Source organism: Roseovarius nanhaiticus (assembly GCF_900156535.1).
GTDB lineage: Bacteria > Pseudomonadota > Alphaproteobacteria > Rhodobacterales > Rhodobacteraceae > Roseovarius > Roseovarius nanhaiticus.
On sequence record NZ_FTNV01000001.1, the window covers coordinates 987,229 to 1,001,303 of the forward strand.

Consider the following 14,075-nt stretch of genomic DNA (forward strand, 5'->3'; position numbering starts at 1 on the left):
CCTACCGATCCGACGGGTGATTGATCCCGTCGACCCAGCCGATATCGCCCATATCGCGCGGGTGCGCGCCCTCCAGAATGCCCAGGTTCACCCCATATTCATTGGGGTTTGAGCGGCGTCGGTGATGCGTGTAGATCCCGCAGATCGAACAGAAATGATGCTGCGCCGTATGCGTTCCGAAAGTGTAGAGCGTCAGCTTGTCCGCGCCGCGCACCACCTCCACCCCGTCCAGCGGCGCCGTGACCGCCGCCGCCCCGCGCCGGGCGCAAAAGCTGCAATCGCAGCGGCGGGCGGTGTTCAGACCGTCCGACAGGGTCACGCGCAGCTCGACCGCGCCGCAATGGCAGGTGCCTTTCATTTTCGCCTCACTTTCGGGATGCGCGTGCGCGCCAGATCATAGGTGGCCTCGGGGTGGGGCGGATGCCCGTCGGTGCGGTCCCAGAATGCCGTGCCGCCGCGCCGTATCAGCAGGGGCAGCGTCAGGATCGCCCCGATGACAAAGCCGCCCGCATGGGCCCAATAAGCAACGCCGCCGCCCTCGGTGGGCATCGACAGCCCGCCAAAGAGCTGAAAAGCAAACCACAGGCCCAGCATGATCCAGGCCGGCAGGGGCAGGATGCGGACGAAAAAGACGATGATGATCAGAATATCGACCTTGGCCCTGGGATAAAGTAGCAGATAGCCCCCCATCACCCCCGCAATGGCCCCCGATGCGCCGACGGTCGGGATCACCGACAAAGGCTCGGACAGCATCTGGACAAGGCCGGCGCCGACACCGCTGGCGATGTAGAAGCCAAGATAGGGCAGGTGGCCCATCTCATCCTCAAGGTTGTCGCCGAAGATCCAGAGAAACAGCATGTTTCCAGCCAGATGCAGCCAGCCGCCATGCAAAAACATCGATGAAATCAACGTCTCGTAATTGCCCGCATAAAGGATGCGCGCCGGTATCATCGCCCAATTGACGTAGAAAACATTTAACGCCTCGGGATCGCCAAAAAGAGGCCAATAGCTGAGAAATATGCCGATATTGGCGGCCATCAGCGCATAGGTAACATAGGGCATGCGCCCCGAGGGGTTATGATCGCGGATGGGAAACATGGGGCCACGTTGGCCCCATGCCGTGATGTGGTCAAGTCAGCTCGTGCCGCCCAAGAGCGCGGCATTACCGCCCGCCGCCGTGGTGTCGACGCAGACGTGACGCTCGTTCAGGATATAGCCCGCATCGGGCAACCCGGTGATCAGCGGCAGGATCGGGCCCGTCCGCTCGCTCAGTGCCTTTGCATAGGGGCGCGCCATTTCGGCGTCGCCCCAGTAGAGCGCGCCGGAAAAGCCGGTGAGTGAGGTGAGCGCCTCGGGCGGGACGGTGCCCGTCGCCTCGACGGCCAGACCGCCCAGACCCGAGACAGCGCGCGCCTGCGCTTGGGCCGCCTCGCGGCCCGGACCCATGCAAAGCAGCGGCTTGCGCGCGTGGCTGGTCAGGCGGTTCGATTCGCCCGTCGGCCCCGGCATCAGCATGTCCTCGCGCGGGGGCAGTACGACGCCCTTGGATTTATCCAGGATCGCCTGGATTTCCTTGGGCTTCATCACGCCTTCCCAATCGTCGCCCGCCTTGGGCGCCGGATGCGCGGTGAAGCGCGCCAGGTAGTGTGGGCCGCCCGCCTTGGGGCCGGTACCCGACAGGCCTTCGCCGCCGAAGGGCTGACTGCCCACGATGGCGCCGATTTGGTTGCGGTTGACGTAGATATTGCCCGCCTGCACTCGCTCGGTCACATATTGCACGCGGTCGTCGATCCGGGTCATCAGGCCGAAGGTCAGCCCGTAGCCGGTGCTGTTGATCTCGTCGATCACCGTGTCGATCTCGGTCGCGCCGAAGGTCGCCATATGCAGGACCGGGCCAAAAATCTCGCGCTCAAGATCACCAACGCTACGCACCTTGATCAGCGTAGGCGCGATATAAGTGCCGGAATTGGGCGTTTTTAGCTCGTGGATCAGCCGCCCCTCGGCGCGGGCCTGCTGAATATGCTCGGAGATACCCGCGCGGGCTGTTTCGTCGATGACGGGGCCGCAATCGGTGCTCAGATCCCACGGCATGCCGATGTTCAGCGCCTCCATGGCGCCGATCAGCATGCGGCTGAAATCCTCGACAATATCCTCCTGCACGTAAAGGCAGCGCAGCGCCGAGCAGCGCTGACCCGCGGATTGGAACGCGGATTCGACAATGGCGGCCACGGCCTGTTCGGGCAGGGCGGTGCTATCGACGATCATGCAATTCATGCCGCCGGTTTCCGCGATCAGCGGCGCGCCGGGGGCCAGGTTTTTCGCCATGGCGCTGCGGATCTTCATCGCCGTCGCGGTCGAGCCGGTAAAGGCCACGCCGTCGACACGGCTGTTGCTTGTCAGGGCTGCGCCCACTTCGCCGCCGCCGGGCAGCAGCTGCAAAACCGTGTTCGGCACGCCCGCCTTGTGCATGAGGCTCACGGCGAGATGCGCGATGATCGGCGTCTGCTCGGCCGGTTTGGACAGCACTGCGTTACCGGCGGCCAATGCTGCCGCGATCTGGCCGGTGAAAATCGCCAGCGGAAAGTTCCACGGGCTGATGCAGGTGAATGTGCCCACAGCCTCTCCCTGAGGCGCGTTGGCGCCATAATAGCGCAGGAAATCGACGGCCTCGCGTAGCTCGGCCACCGCATCGGGCTGTGATTTGCCGGCCTCGCGGTGCAGGATGGCAAAGATCTCGCCAAAGTTTTCCTCGTAGAGGTCGGCGATCTTGCCCAGAACCTCGGCGCGTTCCTGATAGGGCGCCTCCCACTTTTCGGCCTTGGAAAGGGCGGTTTCCACATCCGCCTTGCTGGCATTTGCCACCATGCCGGGAGTGTCTGCCGGATCCGCCGGGTTCTCGACGCGTACGGGCTTTTCGGGTTTGGCCTCACCGGCCAGAACGGGGCCGACCTCCCACTTGTGGGTGGCAAAAGGCGCGCGCGCATTCTCGATGGTATCGAGCGTCGGCTGATGCTTGAGGTCGAAGCCCTTGGAGTTGATGCGCTCGGGCAGGAACAGCTCGGGGCCGGTGGGCAGGTGGACGCGCTCCTGCTCGACCATGATGAACGGGTCGGCGGCGACGATTTCGGGCGCCACCTCTTCGTCGACGATCTGATTCACGAAGCTGGAGTTGGCGCCGTTTTCCAAGAGGCGGCGCACCAGATAGGCCAGAAGATCGCGATGCGCGCCGACGGGGGCGTAGATACGGCAGTTCGTGCCGTTGCGCTCCATGACGATCTTGTGCAGCGCCTCGCCCATGCCGTGCAGGCGCTGGAATTCGAACTTGTCCTTGTCGGTCGCCATGTCCAGCACTGCGGCAACGGTATGCGCGTTATGCGTGGCGAATTGCGGATAGATGCGATCGGTCATCGACAAGAGCTTGCGCGCGTTGGCGATATAGCTGACATCCGTGCCCGCCTTGGAGGTAAAGACCGGAAAGCCGTCTACGCCCTCGACCTGCGCCTGCTTGATCTCGGTATCCCAATAGGCGCCCTTGACGAGGCGCACCATGATGCGGCGGTCCAGCCGCTCGGCCAGCTCGTAAAGGAAATCCAGAACATAGCCCGCGCGCTGGCCATAGGCCTGCACGACCACGCCGAAACCGTCCCAGCCCGCCAGTGCCGGCTCGCTCATCACCGTCTCGATCACGTCGAGCGAGATGGCGAGGCGGTCGGCCTCCTCGGCGTCAATGTTCAGGCCCATGCCAGCGGACTTCGCCAGCAAGGCAAGGCTGCGCAGACGCGGCACGAGGATGTCCATCACCTGCTCGCGCTGGGCCAACTCATAGCGTGGGTGCAGCGCCGACAGCTTGACCGAAATGCCGGGGTTTTTGCGAATGTCGTCATGCACACAGGCCTGCGCAATGGCGCTGATCGCGCGGCTGTAGCTGAGATGATAGCGTGTCGCGTCGCGGTCGGTGCGCGCCGCCTCGCCCAGCATGTCGTAGGAGTAGGTAAAGCCCTTTTTCTCCATCTTGGCGGCGCGGTCCATCGCGCTCTGGATGTTCTCGCCCAAGACGAAGTTGCGGCCCATTTCCTTCATCGCGCGGGCCACGGCGGTGCGGATCACCGGCTCGCCCATGCGTTTGATCGCGCTGCGCAGATGGCCAACGGGACCCTTTTTGTCTTCTTTCAGAACCTTGCCCGTCAGCATAAGCGCCCATGTCGACGCGTTCACCAGCGGCGAGGTGGAATGCCCCATATGCTTGCCCCAGTCGCTGGGGGCGATCTTGTCCTCGATCAGGGCGTCGATCGTCTCGGCATCGGGCACGCGCAAAAGCGCCTCGGCCAGGCACATCAGCGCGATGCCCTCATCGGTCGAAAGACCGTATTCCGCCAGGAAAACTTCCATCAGGCCGGGATCGGACTGCGCGCGGATCTCGCGCACCAGATCGGCGCCGCGGGCGCAGATGCGGGCGCGATCCTCGGGGCTGAGACCGGCTTCGGCCTTGAGACGCTCTATCGTCTCGGGCCCGCTTGCGTAGGTCTGCAGGTCGACTGCGCGGCGCGATTCAGTATCATATGGCATTGCGGCATCCTTCGGTGGCAAGAGCCCAAGGGCAGTGATTAATTGATCTAGCTTAGCATGTAAGCCTAAGATGATTTTCCCGTTCAGCAAGTTTTTGCAGGACGATTGAATGTTATTTGAGGTCTGAGGCATGCAAACCGAATTGGATAAGTTCGACAAGGCAATCCTGCGCGTTCTCGCAACCGAGGGTCGCATCAGTATCACGGATCTCGCGCAGCGAATCGGTTTGTCCAAATCGCCAACACAGGCGCGATTGCGCCGTCTGGAAACGGGTGGTGTGATTTCGGGGTATCGCGCCATGATCGACCCTATTCGGCTTGGCCTGGATCATGTCAGCTTCGTCGAGGTGCGCCTGACCGACACGCGCGAGGCCGCACTTGACGAGTTCAATGCAGCAGTCCGCCTGATCCCCGAAATCGAGCAGGTTCATTTGATTGCCGGGAATTTCGACTACCTTATGAAGGTGCGGACGCGCAGCATGAACGATTATCGCCAGATGCTGGCGCACCGCATCTCCACCCTGCCGCATGTGGCCGGGACCAGTACCTATGTCGCCATGCAGGCGGTCAAGGAAAACGCGCCGGAGGATGTCTTGTGAAATCGCTCGTCTTTGCCTTGACGCTCCTCGGCACAGCCGCCACGGCCCAAACCTGCCCGCCTGCACCTGATCATTCCGCCGCCCTCACCGCGCTGATCGAGGAGGCGCGCGCCGCACCTGATCGCCAGGCGGGCATGATCGTGTCGGACAAGATGTGGGCGCTCTGGACAGAGGCGCCCGACGCCCGCGCGCAGGAGCTGCTGGACGAGGGGATGGAACGGCGCCAATCCTACGACTACGACGGTGCCATGACCGCATTTGAGGCGCTGGTGGATTATTGTCCGGATTACGCCGAAGGCTATAACCAGCGCGCCTTCATCCGCTACCTGCGCGAGGAGTTCGAGGCGGCCCTGCCAGATCTCGACGCTGCGCTCGCGCGTACGCCGCGCCATGTGGCCGCCCTCACGGGCAAGGCGCTGACGCTGGTTGCCCTTGGACGCAATGGCGAGGCGGCGCTGGCGCTGCGCGCCGCGCTGGACATGAATCCGTGGCTGTCCGAACGCGCGCTGCTTCCGGTGCTGGAGCAGGGCGAAGATGCCCTTTGACGTGCAACCCGGCGCTTTACACCGCCCATGATGCGTCTATGGTCCGCCGCGATGCGGGCGTGATGGAATGGTAGACATACCAGACTTAAAATCTGTTGGGGCTTGTCCCCGTGCGGGTTCGAGTCCCGCCGCCCGCACCATCTCGGTGGTCCTGCCGCCCAGAGGCCTCTTCAAGACTGAAAAGCGGCCCTTGCCCGCGTCACATCTTGGCGTCCCGCATCCGCAGCGCGGCCCACATCCCCGTAAGGCGCGCGCCGTATTTGCGCCGCCGCACCCCCGATAGCAACGTCGCGGGCGAGGCCGCACGCAACAGCGCCTTGGCGATGGGCCGGGCGCATGCGCCCGGTCCGCGATGCTTGCGCACCGCATAGACCTGCGACCAGCCCCAATGCCAGTTCTTGATCCGCTCGCCCACGCGGCTGGGAGAGGAGGATGTGCCGCCGAAATGCCGCACGATCGCACTATGCGCCAGCATCAGCGGACCATGTTTGGCCAGCCGAACGCTCAGATCGTCATCCTCGAAGAAGAGGAAAATCGCCGGATCGAAGCCGCCGATGCGTTCGAAGATGTCGCGGCGCACCATCAATGCCGCGCCCGACAGCACCGGCAGCGCGACATCGCCGCCGGGATCGCCCTTGGCCAGCGTGCCCGCGCGCGGATCGAGATCGCTGCGCCGTTTCAGATGCGCACGCCACGCATCATCCACGATGAGAGGATTGAAAGCGGGCGCATCCGGATGGGCGTCCGCCGCCGTGGTGAGCGCGTCCAGCGTATCGTCAAGGCAGGTCGTATCGGGATTGAGGAACATCACGAATTCCGTGTGCGCGGCCGCCGCGCCGATATTGCAGGCGCGCCCGAACCCTTCGTTTTCCGCGTTCTCGATCAGCGTCACATTCGCGTATCGCGCCGCCAATGCGCGCAGCGCCTCGCGGTCGCGCGAGGCGTTGTCCACGATGATGACCGGCGCGCCGCTTGGCACCGACTCCAGCATGGATGGAAGCACATCGGCGCTGTTATAGGCGACCGTGACGATGGTGATGCGCGGCTCAGCCATTGGGGTGCTTTCGCGCCATGGCCGCGATGCGTCGGCGATAGATCGGGCGCAGCACCTCGCGCCGCAGCTTTTGCAGCGCGCCCTCCTTGCGCTGGATCAGGCTGCCGCCAAGGCGTGCCGACACCTCCTCGATTCCGGTGGGCCAGGCGGTGAGAATACGCACGCCATGCACCCATGTCATCTGCAGGAACGTATCGACCGGGCGGTCGAACCGCTCGGTTGCATCCAGCAGTCTTTGCGCGGCTTTGAGGGTGACAAGCTGTGCCACCATGCCGAGCGCCACGGCGTCATGGCAGCCCAGCCGCACCGCGCCGCGATGTGCGATCTGGGTGCCCGCATCCTCGCGCGGCTTGATCGGAAAACGCACGAAATCTCCGCCGCGCATATGGGTGCAGGCCAGATCCAACGCGGGCAGGAACACGTCCGTATCGATCTCCAGATCGTCCTCGATGATCAGCGCGGCGGGCAGGGCCCCGTCGACGATGCGTTGCCACGCGGCGCGGTGGCTGTGGAACGTCGCCACCTCGGACGCGCGCAGATCAAAGGGGTAGGGCGGCGCCAGCAGGCCAGGCTGGTAGGCGCGCGCCTCGGCGGCGCTCATGCTCTGGCCATCTACCGCGGGCAGCACATGACAGCGGAGCGGCAACGCGGCTTGGGTCGCAGCGACTTGGGCCGCGCGCTCGGTCGCACGGGCCAGATGAATGATGAAGCAATCGAGATCCAAGGGGCGCAGCCTCCTCGTTGCGCAGTCCACGACTTGGCTGGTGCCAGAACCGGCGCCGCGAATCCAGCCCTATCGCATAGCGCCTATCGCCCGAGTCCCAGTGACAGTGCGTCCCGCTCGACCATCTGGAGGATGACGATGTCGGGGTCGAGCCGGCTCAGGTAGCTGTCCAGCGCGGCATCATCGATGAATTTCCAATGCACGCGGTAGAGCTCGGCAAAGCTCGCGTTGAAAAGCGCGGAGGACGCGGTGCAGAAACTGTCGCAAAGCATCAGCACCGTCTCGGGGTTTGGCGCGGCCGCATTGCGGCTGACGCGCATCACCTTCTGCATCGCCGATATCTCGGCGGTCCCGTGGGGCTCGCAGGGCCCTTCCTCGCCGGATACAAGCCCGATCTTCGCGGCGCATATCTCGGGCGAGGCCGCGAAGTCGATCCGATAGTCCGTGTCCGAATCCGCCGGATAAAGCGCCTGCATCTTCAAAAGGCGCGTCAGGTCGCCCGCCGGGATGCTGATGCGCTCCAGATCGTATTCCACCGTCTCGGCGCCCAGTCGGGCCATGATCGCGTCATAGCTGGCGGCGGCGCCGGCGCGGGTCCAGTGGGTGTCGGTGAACATATAGGCCTGTACGTCATCCTTGGCGCTGCGCAGCGCCCCTCGCAGGTCCAGCAGCGGCACGTCCCGCGCAACAGTCGCCTCGGCCAGATCGTCGGTGACGGTGCGCGGCGCGGGGGCCGCATCCTCGGGCAGCATCTCGGGGTAGATCGAATGCTTGTTCGGCGCGATCACCGCCAGAAAGCGTGCGCCCGAACCCTCCACCCGTGCCTGCACCCGCGTCAGCTGTTCCGCCTGCGCCGCCACCAGCCCTTCGGGCACCGGCCAGGTGCCAGTTGCCTTGGCCATCACCGCGCCATCGTCATCGCCCAGAAAGAGATACCCGTCGCGCCCCGCGCGCACCCGCCCCGGAAAGAGCGACCGGTCGAGCCGGGTCATCGCCAGATAGCCCAGATTGCCTTCGATCCGGTCCAGCGACCACAGATCGCGCAACTCGTCCGGCATGAGGCCCGCGCCGATCACGGCGCGCGAGGCGACATTCGCGGCGGGCAGCGCGACGAGGATGACCCCGGCGATGGCGGCGAAGAGGCTCAGTCTGGCGCTATACATTGGACCGCTCTCCTCTCAGAAGTTGAAATAGAGAAAGACATCGCTGCGCGACACCAGCATCAGGATACAGCCTGCGCCAAAGAGGACTGCGCCCACCAGCGTCTTGTAAAGCGGGCGGACGTCGCGCGTGAACTGGTAGGTATTGGGCAGGATCAGCACGCCGATCAGCGCAAGCAAGAGATACCGACCCGCGGTTCTGGCGCCTTCGATCACCACATGGCGCGGGCCTGCCATCGCGGCGGGATCGAGGCCGAACATGATGCTCAGGATATCCAGCGCCTGCGCCAGGTCCGTCGCACGGAAGAACACCCATGACAGATGGACCACCGCAAAGGTCAGCAGCCAGCCGATGACGCGCGGCAGGCGCAGCCCCGCGCGGGCCCAGATGCGGTGTATGACCAGCGCCGCGCCATGGATCCCGCCCCACAGGATGAAGGTCCAGCCGGCCCCGTGCCAAAGCCCGCCCAGCAGGAAGGTGATCATCAGGTTCGCCATCACGCGCCCCTCGCGCCGGCGACTGCCGCCGAGCGGAATATAGAGATAATCGCGCAGGAAGCGCGACAGCGTGATATGCCAGCGCCGCCAGAAATCCTGGATCGAGACGGCCTTGTAGGGCGACAGGAAGTTCAGCGGCAGGCGGATGCCGAACATGCGCGCGGCGCCGATGGCCATATCGGTATAGCCGGAAAAATCGAAATAGAGCTGGAACGTATAGGAAAACGTGGTGATCCACGCATCCAGAACGGTCAGCTGCGTGTGATCTGCATAGCCCGCATCGGCCCAGACGGCGAAGCTATCGGCGATCCCGATCTTCTTGAAAAGCCCGAGGCCGAAGATGATCAGGCCCGCCAGCAGGTTCTTCGAGCGCAGGCGCAAGATGGCGGCGCGCGCGAATTGCGGCATCATTTCCTTGTGGTGCACGATCGGCCCGGCGATCAGCTGGGGAAAGAATGTCACGAAGACGGCGTAATGCAGCAGGCTGCCGCGCACGGCCTCGCGCTTGTAGCTGTCCACCAGATAGGTGATCTGCTGAAACGTGAAGAATGAGATTGCCAGCGGCAGGACGAGCTGTGGCACGGTGATGCCGGTTCCGAGGGCGGCGTTCGCCGTTTCGGCGAAAAAGCCGGCATACTTGAAGTATCCCAGCAGCGCGAGATTGGCCGCGATGCCAGCGATCAGGATCGCAAATCCCCCGCGCCGCGTGCCCTGCTGCGCCTGAATCGCGGCGGCGATGGCATAGTTGCCCAGGATCGAGCCGATCAAAAGCGGCAGATACTCAAGCCGCCAATAGCCGTAGAAAAAGAGTGAGCAGAGCACCAGCCAGCCAAGGCTTGCCCTTCCGCCGAGTAGCCGCGCGATGGCAAAATAGCCCAGCAGGCTGGGGGGTAGGAACGCAAAGATGAATTCTGGAGAGCTGAAAAGCACGGCGGGTGGCCATCTGGAATTGACTGATCCCAAGCCTTATTGCCAAAGCCACGGATATGCCAGCGATGCGCTAGACGGGCGGGCGCACCTGCCATTGCAGATCCGCGACGCCGATCATCCGCGCCAGACGGGCCAGTTCGGCCTCAAACCGGGCTGTGCGCGGCCCGCCCCAGCGTGTGCCCGGCTCGGGCCATAGGCCGATGACGCGCAGCCAGCCTGCCGCCCGGTCGGCCTTCAACTCGGCCCGCCCGACAAAGCGGTCGCCCTCAAGGAGCGGATAGACGTAATAGCCCCAACGCCGCTTGGCGGCAGGTACGAACATTTCGTTGACGTACTCAAAGCCGAAAAGGCGGGCCAGCCGCGCCCGGTCGCGCACTGCGGGATCAAACGGATTGAGGATGCGCAGACGCCCGGTGGGCGGTGCAAGCTCCGCTAGCCGCGCATCCAGATCAGGCGCCGCATAAGCCGTGCGCGCCGTGCCGTCCGCACCCATGACCTGCACCTCTTCGGGCTGCCTGCGATCGGCCCAGCCGCGCGCCTCCTCAGCGCTCATGGCGGCCCAGAAGCGTTGCACCTCGCCGCAGGTCGCGATGCCCAGCCGGTCCAGCGCCATGTCGCAGAGCGCATCTACGGCCTCGGAATCCTCCGGCCCGCCCATCAGTTGCGACGGGAAAACGCGGTGCCCCAGATCGTAGAATTTCACAAAATTCTCGCGCTTGGCGGTGGCCAGATCGCCTGCATACCACATCTGGTCGAGCGCCTTCTTGTGCGGTGGGCGCGCCCACATCTCGCGGCTCGTCGCCTTGGTGTCGAATGCATGCGTGGATAGCGGCCCCTCCGCCTCGATCCGGGCGCGAATGGTGTCGATCTCGGCGCGGGCGAGACCCGATTGAAACCACTCGGCCTGCGCAGCCTTGGCGCCCAGCCGCGCGAACTGCCGCTGCCACAGCGGCAGCACCTCCATTGGAATCAGCGAGGCATCGTGGGTGAAATGCTCGAACAGATCACGCCCCAGCAGCGGCCACAGCATCCCCTCGCGGTAATTGGGATTGCGCGACCAGAGGATGTGATTATGCGCACGCGTCACGTTGCGGATGGTGTCGATCTGCAGAAATCCGATCTGCCGGATCAGCGCCATGACATCGGGTCGCCCGGTGCCAGCTTGGCTGAGGCCATGCGCGGCCAGCCACAGATGCCGCGCCGTCCGGTTGTCCAGCCGCCGCGCCGCGCCCATCGCTCAGGGCGTGCTCAGCTGGATCAGCGCATCCTGCAGCTCGCGCCCCTCGAGCGTCAGAACTGCGTCGATAAAGACCTTCCCCGCGATACAGGCATCGCGGTCGCTGGCCCGGTCCAGATTGGCGAAACTGCCCATGACCCGCGCCGCATCCTCGCGCGCGGCGATGGTGCGTGTCACCACGCCGAAAATCGCGGCCTCGGCCCGCGCGGCGCGCTGGGGCGGCAATTGCGCCGCGCCGCGCTGGGCGCCCAGTTGCGCCGCGCGCAGCTGAATGCGGTAGTAATTGCGCAGGCCCTCGAAATTCAGCCGCGCGGCGGCGCGTGCCGTCTCTTCGGCCATGCGGTCCGGCGCCAGATCGCCGCGCACCGCGCGCCCGCAGATGCGCTGCGGCATGGCGCCCAGAACGACCTGCTCCACTTGGTAATAATAGCGAAGATCGCGCAGCGGCAGATGGCCCAGACCTTCGTCGATCACAGTCCACAGCAGGCCCTGCGCGCGTGCCACGGGCACCACGCTACCGTCGCGCACGGCCAGAACGCGGTCGGCGATATAGCCGGCAATGACCGGGTCCGACAGCATGTCCTTTGCGTGCTGCACGGCCAGATCCAGTTTGGCCCCGGAAAAGCCGAGCGCAGAGAGATCGGCGCGAACAGCGTTATCCTCGTGCAGGCGCCCCAGCAGGCGGATCAGATCGGCGCGACTGACGGATTGGGCGGACGTGTCGCCACTGCTTTGTGCCGCCAGAGCGGCAGGCGTCAGTGCCGGGACGGCCAGAAGGCCGCACAGCATCAGCGCGCGCGCACCTCCAAGGAGTGTTCTGCCTGTCATGATCCGCAAGATGGCCTCCTTTTCGCGCCCGTCTTAGCAATATAGGGGCGCAGGCGCTTCGCACCACCTCTAGCGGGCTTTCAATTGGGTGCAAGCGCACCGGCGGATCGCCGCCACCCGGTAACAAGAGCGCGGCGCATAAGAGCGGTGGAATTTCCCCGCCATCCTTGCTAGGCATTGCCGCAATGCAGCAACTTCGAGGCACGCCATGAGCGCCACCGCCCGCAAGACCGCCCCGCTTCCCTCCGATATCCGCGCCATGAAGGGCAGCGCGCCCATCGTCAGCCTTACGGCCTATACCACGCCGATGGCGCGCATGATGGATGCGCACTGCGATTTCGTCCTTGTCGGCGACAGCGTGGGCATGGTGTTGCACGGCCTCACCTCGACGACGGGCGTGACGATGGAGATGATGATCCTGCATGGCCAGGCCGTGGCTCGCGGGCTGGACAAGGCGATGATGGTCATCGACATGCCCTTCGGCACCTACGAAGAGGATCCCGCCCACGCAATGCGCAATGCCGTGCGGCTGATGCGCGAGACGGGCGCGGCGGCGGTCAAGCTGGAGGGTGGTGCGCATATGGCCGAGACGATCGCCTTTCTCACCGCTCGCGGCGTGCCCGTGATGGCCCATATCGGCCTGACGCCCCAGTCGGTCGGCACGCTGGGCGGCTACAAGGTGCAAGGGCGCGGCCACAGCGCGCGCCTGCTCAGCGAGGATGCCCGCGCGGTGACCGAGGCGGGCGCCTTTGCCGTCGTGATCGAAAAGGTGCCGGCAGGCCTCGCCGACCGGATCACAGCCGATATCGCGATCCCCACCATTGGCATCGGCGCCTCGGCGGGCTGCGATGGTCAGGTGCTGGTGGTCGATGACATGCTGGGCCTCTTCACTGCGTTCAAACCGAAATTCGTCAAACGCTATGCCACGCTCGGCGAGGATGGCGAGGCCGCGATCAAAGCCTATGCCGCCGAGGTGCGCGCCCGCACATTTCCCGCGGCCGAGCATCTTTTTGCCGATGAGACGCCCAAAGCATGAGCGCGCCGATTTTGCGAAGCCTGGCCCAGCTGCGCGCGGCCACGCGGCCTTGGCAACTGGCGGGCGAGACGATCGGCGTCGTGCCGACCATGGGCGCGCTCCATGACGGGCACCTGTCGCTGGTCGCCGCCGCCAAGGCCGCCTGCAGCCGCGTCATCGTTACCATCTTCGTCAATCCGCGCCAGTTCAGCTCGCCCGAGGATCTGGCAAGCTACCCGCGCACCGAAACGGCGGACGCGGCCAAGCTGGCCCGGTTCGGCGTCGACGCGCTCTACGTGCCGGACGGCGCCCAGATGTATCCCGAAGGCTTCGCCACCACCGTCACCGTCTCGGGCCTGACGGAGGTGCTGGACGGCATCCACCGCCCGGGTCATTTCGAAGGCGTCGCCACGGTCGTCGCCAAGCTCTTTACGCAGACCTCGGCCACGGACGCTTTCTTCGGCGAGAAGGATTTTCAGCAGCTGCAGGTCGTGCGCCGCATGGCCCGCGATCTGGACATCCCCATCACGGTCCACGGCTGCCCGACAATTCGCGAAATCGACGGCCTCGCCATGTCCTCGCGCAATCTTCTCCTCTCGGACCGCGCCCGCACCATGGCGCCAATGCTGCCCGAACAGATGCAGGCGATGGCGCAGGTCGCGGCCACCGGCGGCGATATCAAAGCCGCGCAAGCCCGCGCCATCACGCGCCTCGAACAGGCGGGCTTCACCTCCGTCGATTACCTCGAGATGCGCGCCAATGACGATCTGACGCTTCTGGACGCCCCCACGCGCCCCGCGCGCCTTTTTGGCGCCGCTTGGCTCGCGGGCGTGCGCCTGATCGACAACATCGCCGTCGAGGCCTGAACGCCCCCATTTCTTCTTGCTGAAAATATCCCCGCCGGAGGCCCCGGCCAGCCA

The 14,075-nt window shown here is 65.0% G+C and carries 13 protein-coding genes and 1 tRNA gene; 5 read left to right on the top strand and 9 right to left on the bottom strand.

Annotation, left to right across the window (positions count from 1 at the left end; translation table 11 throughout):
* Nucleotide 1 precedes the first annotated feature (1 nt).
* From BW975_RS04740 to putA, 3 genes are read right to left on the bottom strand one after another with little or no spacing between them, the layout of a single operon-like run.
* The gene (locus BW975_RS04740) at nt 2-358 is read right to left on the bottom strand and encodes a GFA family protein (protein WP_076531420.1); all 357 of its coding nucleotides are present in this window, start codon (nt 356-358) and stop codon (nt 2-4) included.
* Nucleotides 355-1,098 carry a rhomboid family intramembrane serine protease gene (locus BW975_RS04745; protein WP_076531422.1) on the bottom strand — a complete coding sequence of 248 codons (744 nt, stop codon included), beginning with the start codon at nt 1,096-1,098 and terminating at the stop codon, nt 355-357. Before BW975_RS04745 ends, BW975_RS04740 begins: the two co-directional genes overlap by 4 nt.
* Nucleotides 1,099-1,134: 36 nt before the next feature.
* The gene (putA, locus tag BW975_RS04750; protein WP_076531424.1) at nt 1,135-4,566 is read right to left on the bottom strand and encodes a bifunctional proline dehydrogenase/L-glutamate gamma-semialdehyde dehydrogenase PutA; all 3,432 of its coding nucleotides are present in this window, start codon (nt 4,564-4,566) and stop codon (nt 1,135-1,137) included.
* 130 nt (nt 4,567-4,696) lie between these two features.
* Here putA and BW975_RS04755 point away from each other — a divergent pair, with 130 nt between their 5' ends.
* From BW975_RS04755 to BW975_RS04765, 3 genes are all read left to right on the top strand, one after another.
* A complete protein-coding gene (locus BW975_RS04755; protein WP_076531426.1) occupies nt 4,697-5,164 on the top strand; it encodes an Lrp/AsnC family transcriptional regulator in 468 nt (155 codons plus the stop codon).
* On the top strand, nt 5,161-5,709 hold the full coding sequence (locus tag BW975_RS04760; RefSeq protein WP_076531428.1) for a tetratricopeptide repeat protein: 549 nt from the start codon (nt 5,161-5,163) through the stop codon (nt 5,707-5,709). The genes BW975_RS04755 and BW975_RS04760 overlap by 4 nt, the downstream gene beginning before the upstream one ends.
* A gap of 53 nt (nt 5,710-5,762) precedes the next feature.
* Nucleotides 5,763-5,849 (top strand) — tRNA-Leu (locus BW975_RS04765).
* Between the two features lie 59 nt (nt 5,850-5,908).
* Here the strand turns inward: BW975_RS04765 and BW975_RS04770 are convergent.
* The 6 genes from BW975_RS04770 to BW975_RS04795 all read right to left on the bottom strand — a co-directional run bounded on the left by BW975_RS04770 (nt 5,909) and on the right by BW975_RS04795 (nt 12,149).
* Nucleotides 5,909-6,763, bottom strand: coding sequence for a glycosyltransferase family 2 protein (locus tag BW975_RS04770; protein ID WP_076531430.1), 855 nt, complete (start codon nt 6,761-6,763; stop codon nt 5,909-5,911).
* Complete coding sequence (locus tag BW975_RS04775) at nt 6,756-7,487, bottom strand: glycosyltransferase family 25 protein (RefSeq protein ID WP_076531432.1); 732 nt, start codon at nt 7,485-7,487, stop codon at nt 6,756-6,758. Before BW975_RS04775 ends, BW975_RS04770 begins: the two co-directional genes overlap by 8 nt.
* A gap of 83 nt (nt 7,488-7,570) precedes the next feature.
* Nucleotides 7,571-8,650 (bottom strand): alginate O-acetyltransferase AlgX-related protein, encoded by a 1,080-nt coding sequence (locus BW975_RS04780; RefSeq protein WP_076531434.1) that lies wholly within the window; start codon nt 8,648-8,650, stop codon nt 7,571-7,573.
* Nucleotides 8,651-8,665: 15 nt separating this feature from the next.
* Entirely contained in the window at nt 8,666-10,075 is a 1,410-nt protein-coding gene (locus BW975_RS04785) for an MBOAT family O-acyltransferase (RefSeq protein WP_076531436.1), read from the bottom strand.
* A gap of 70 nt (nt 10,076-10,145) precedes the next feature.
* Nucleotides 10,146-11,309 carry a winged helix-turn-helix domain-containing protein gene (locus BW975_RS04790; protein WP_076531438.1) on the bottom strand — a complete coding sequence of 388 codons (1,164 nt, stop codon included), beginning with the start codon at nt 11,307-11,309 and terminating at the stop codon, nt 10,146-10,148.
* A 3-nt stretch (nt 11,310-11,312) separates the two neighbouring features.
* Nucleotides 11,313-12,149 (bottom strand): hypothetical protein, encoded by an 837-nt coding sequence (locus tag BW975_RS04795; RefSeq protein ID WP_076531440.1) that lies wholly within the window; start codon nt 12,147-12,149, stop codon nt 11,313-11,315.
* Between the two features lie 199 nt (nt 12,150-12,348).
* On the opposite strand from BW975_RS04795, the gene panB reads away from it, so the two are divergent.
* Both panB and panC read left to right on the top strand, forming a co-directional pair.
* Nucleotides 12,349-13,176, top strand: a complete 828-nt coding sequence (gene panB, locus BW975_RS04800; protein ID WP_076531442.1) for a 3-methyl-2-oxobutanoate hydroxymethyltransferase — start codon at nt 12,349-12,351, stop codon at nt 13,174-13,176.
* On the top strand, nt 13,173-14,021 hold the full coding sequence (gene panC / locus BW975_RS04805) for a pantoate--beta-alanine ligase (protein ID WP_076531444.1): 849 nt from the start codon (nt 13,173-13,175) through the stop codon (nt 14,019-14,021). The genes panB and panC overlap by 4 nt, the downstream gene beginning before the upstream one ends.
* Nucleotides 14,022-14,075: the final 54 nt, after the last annotated feature.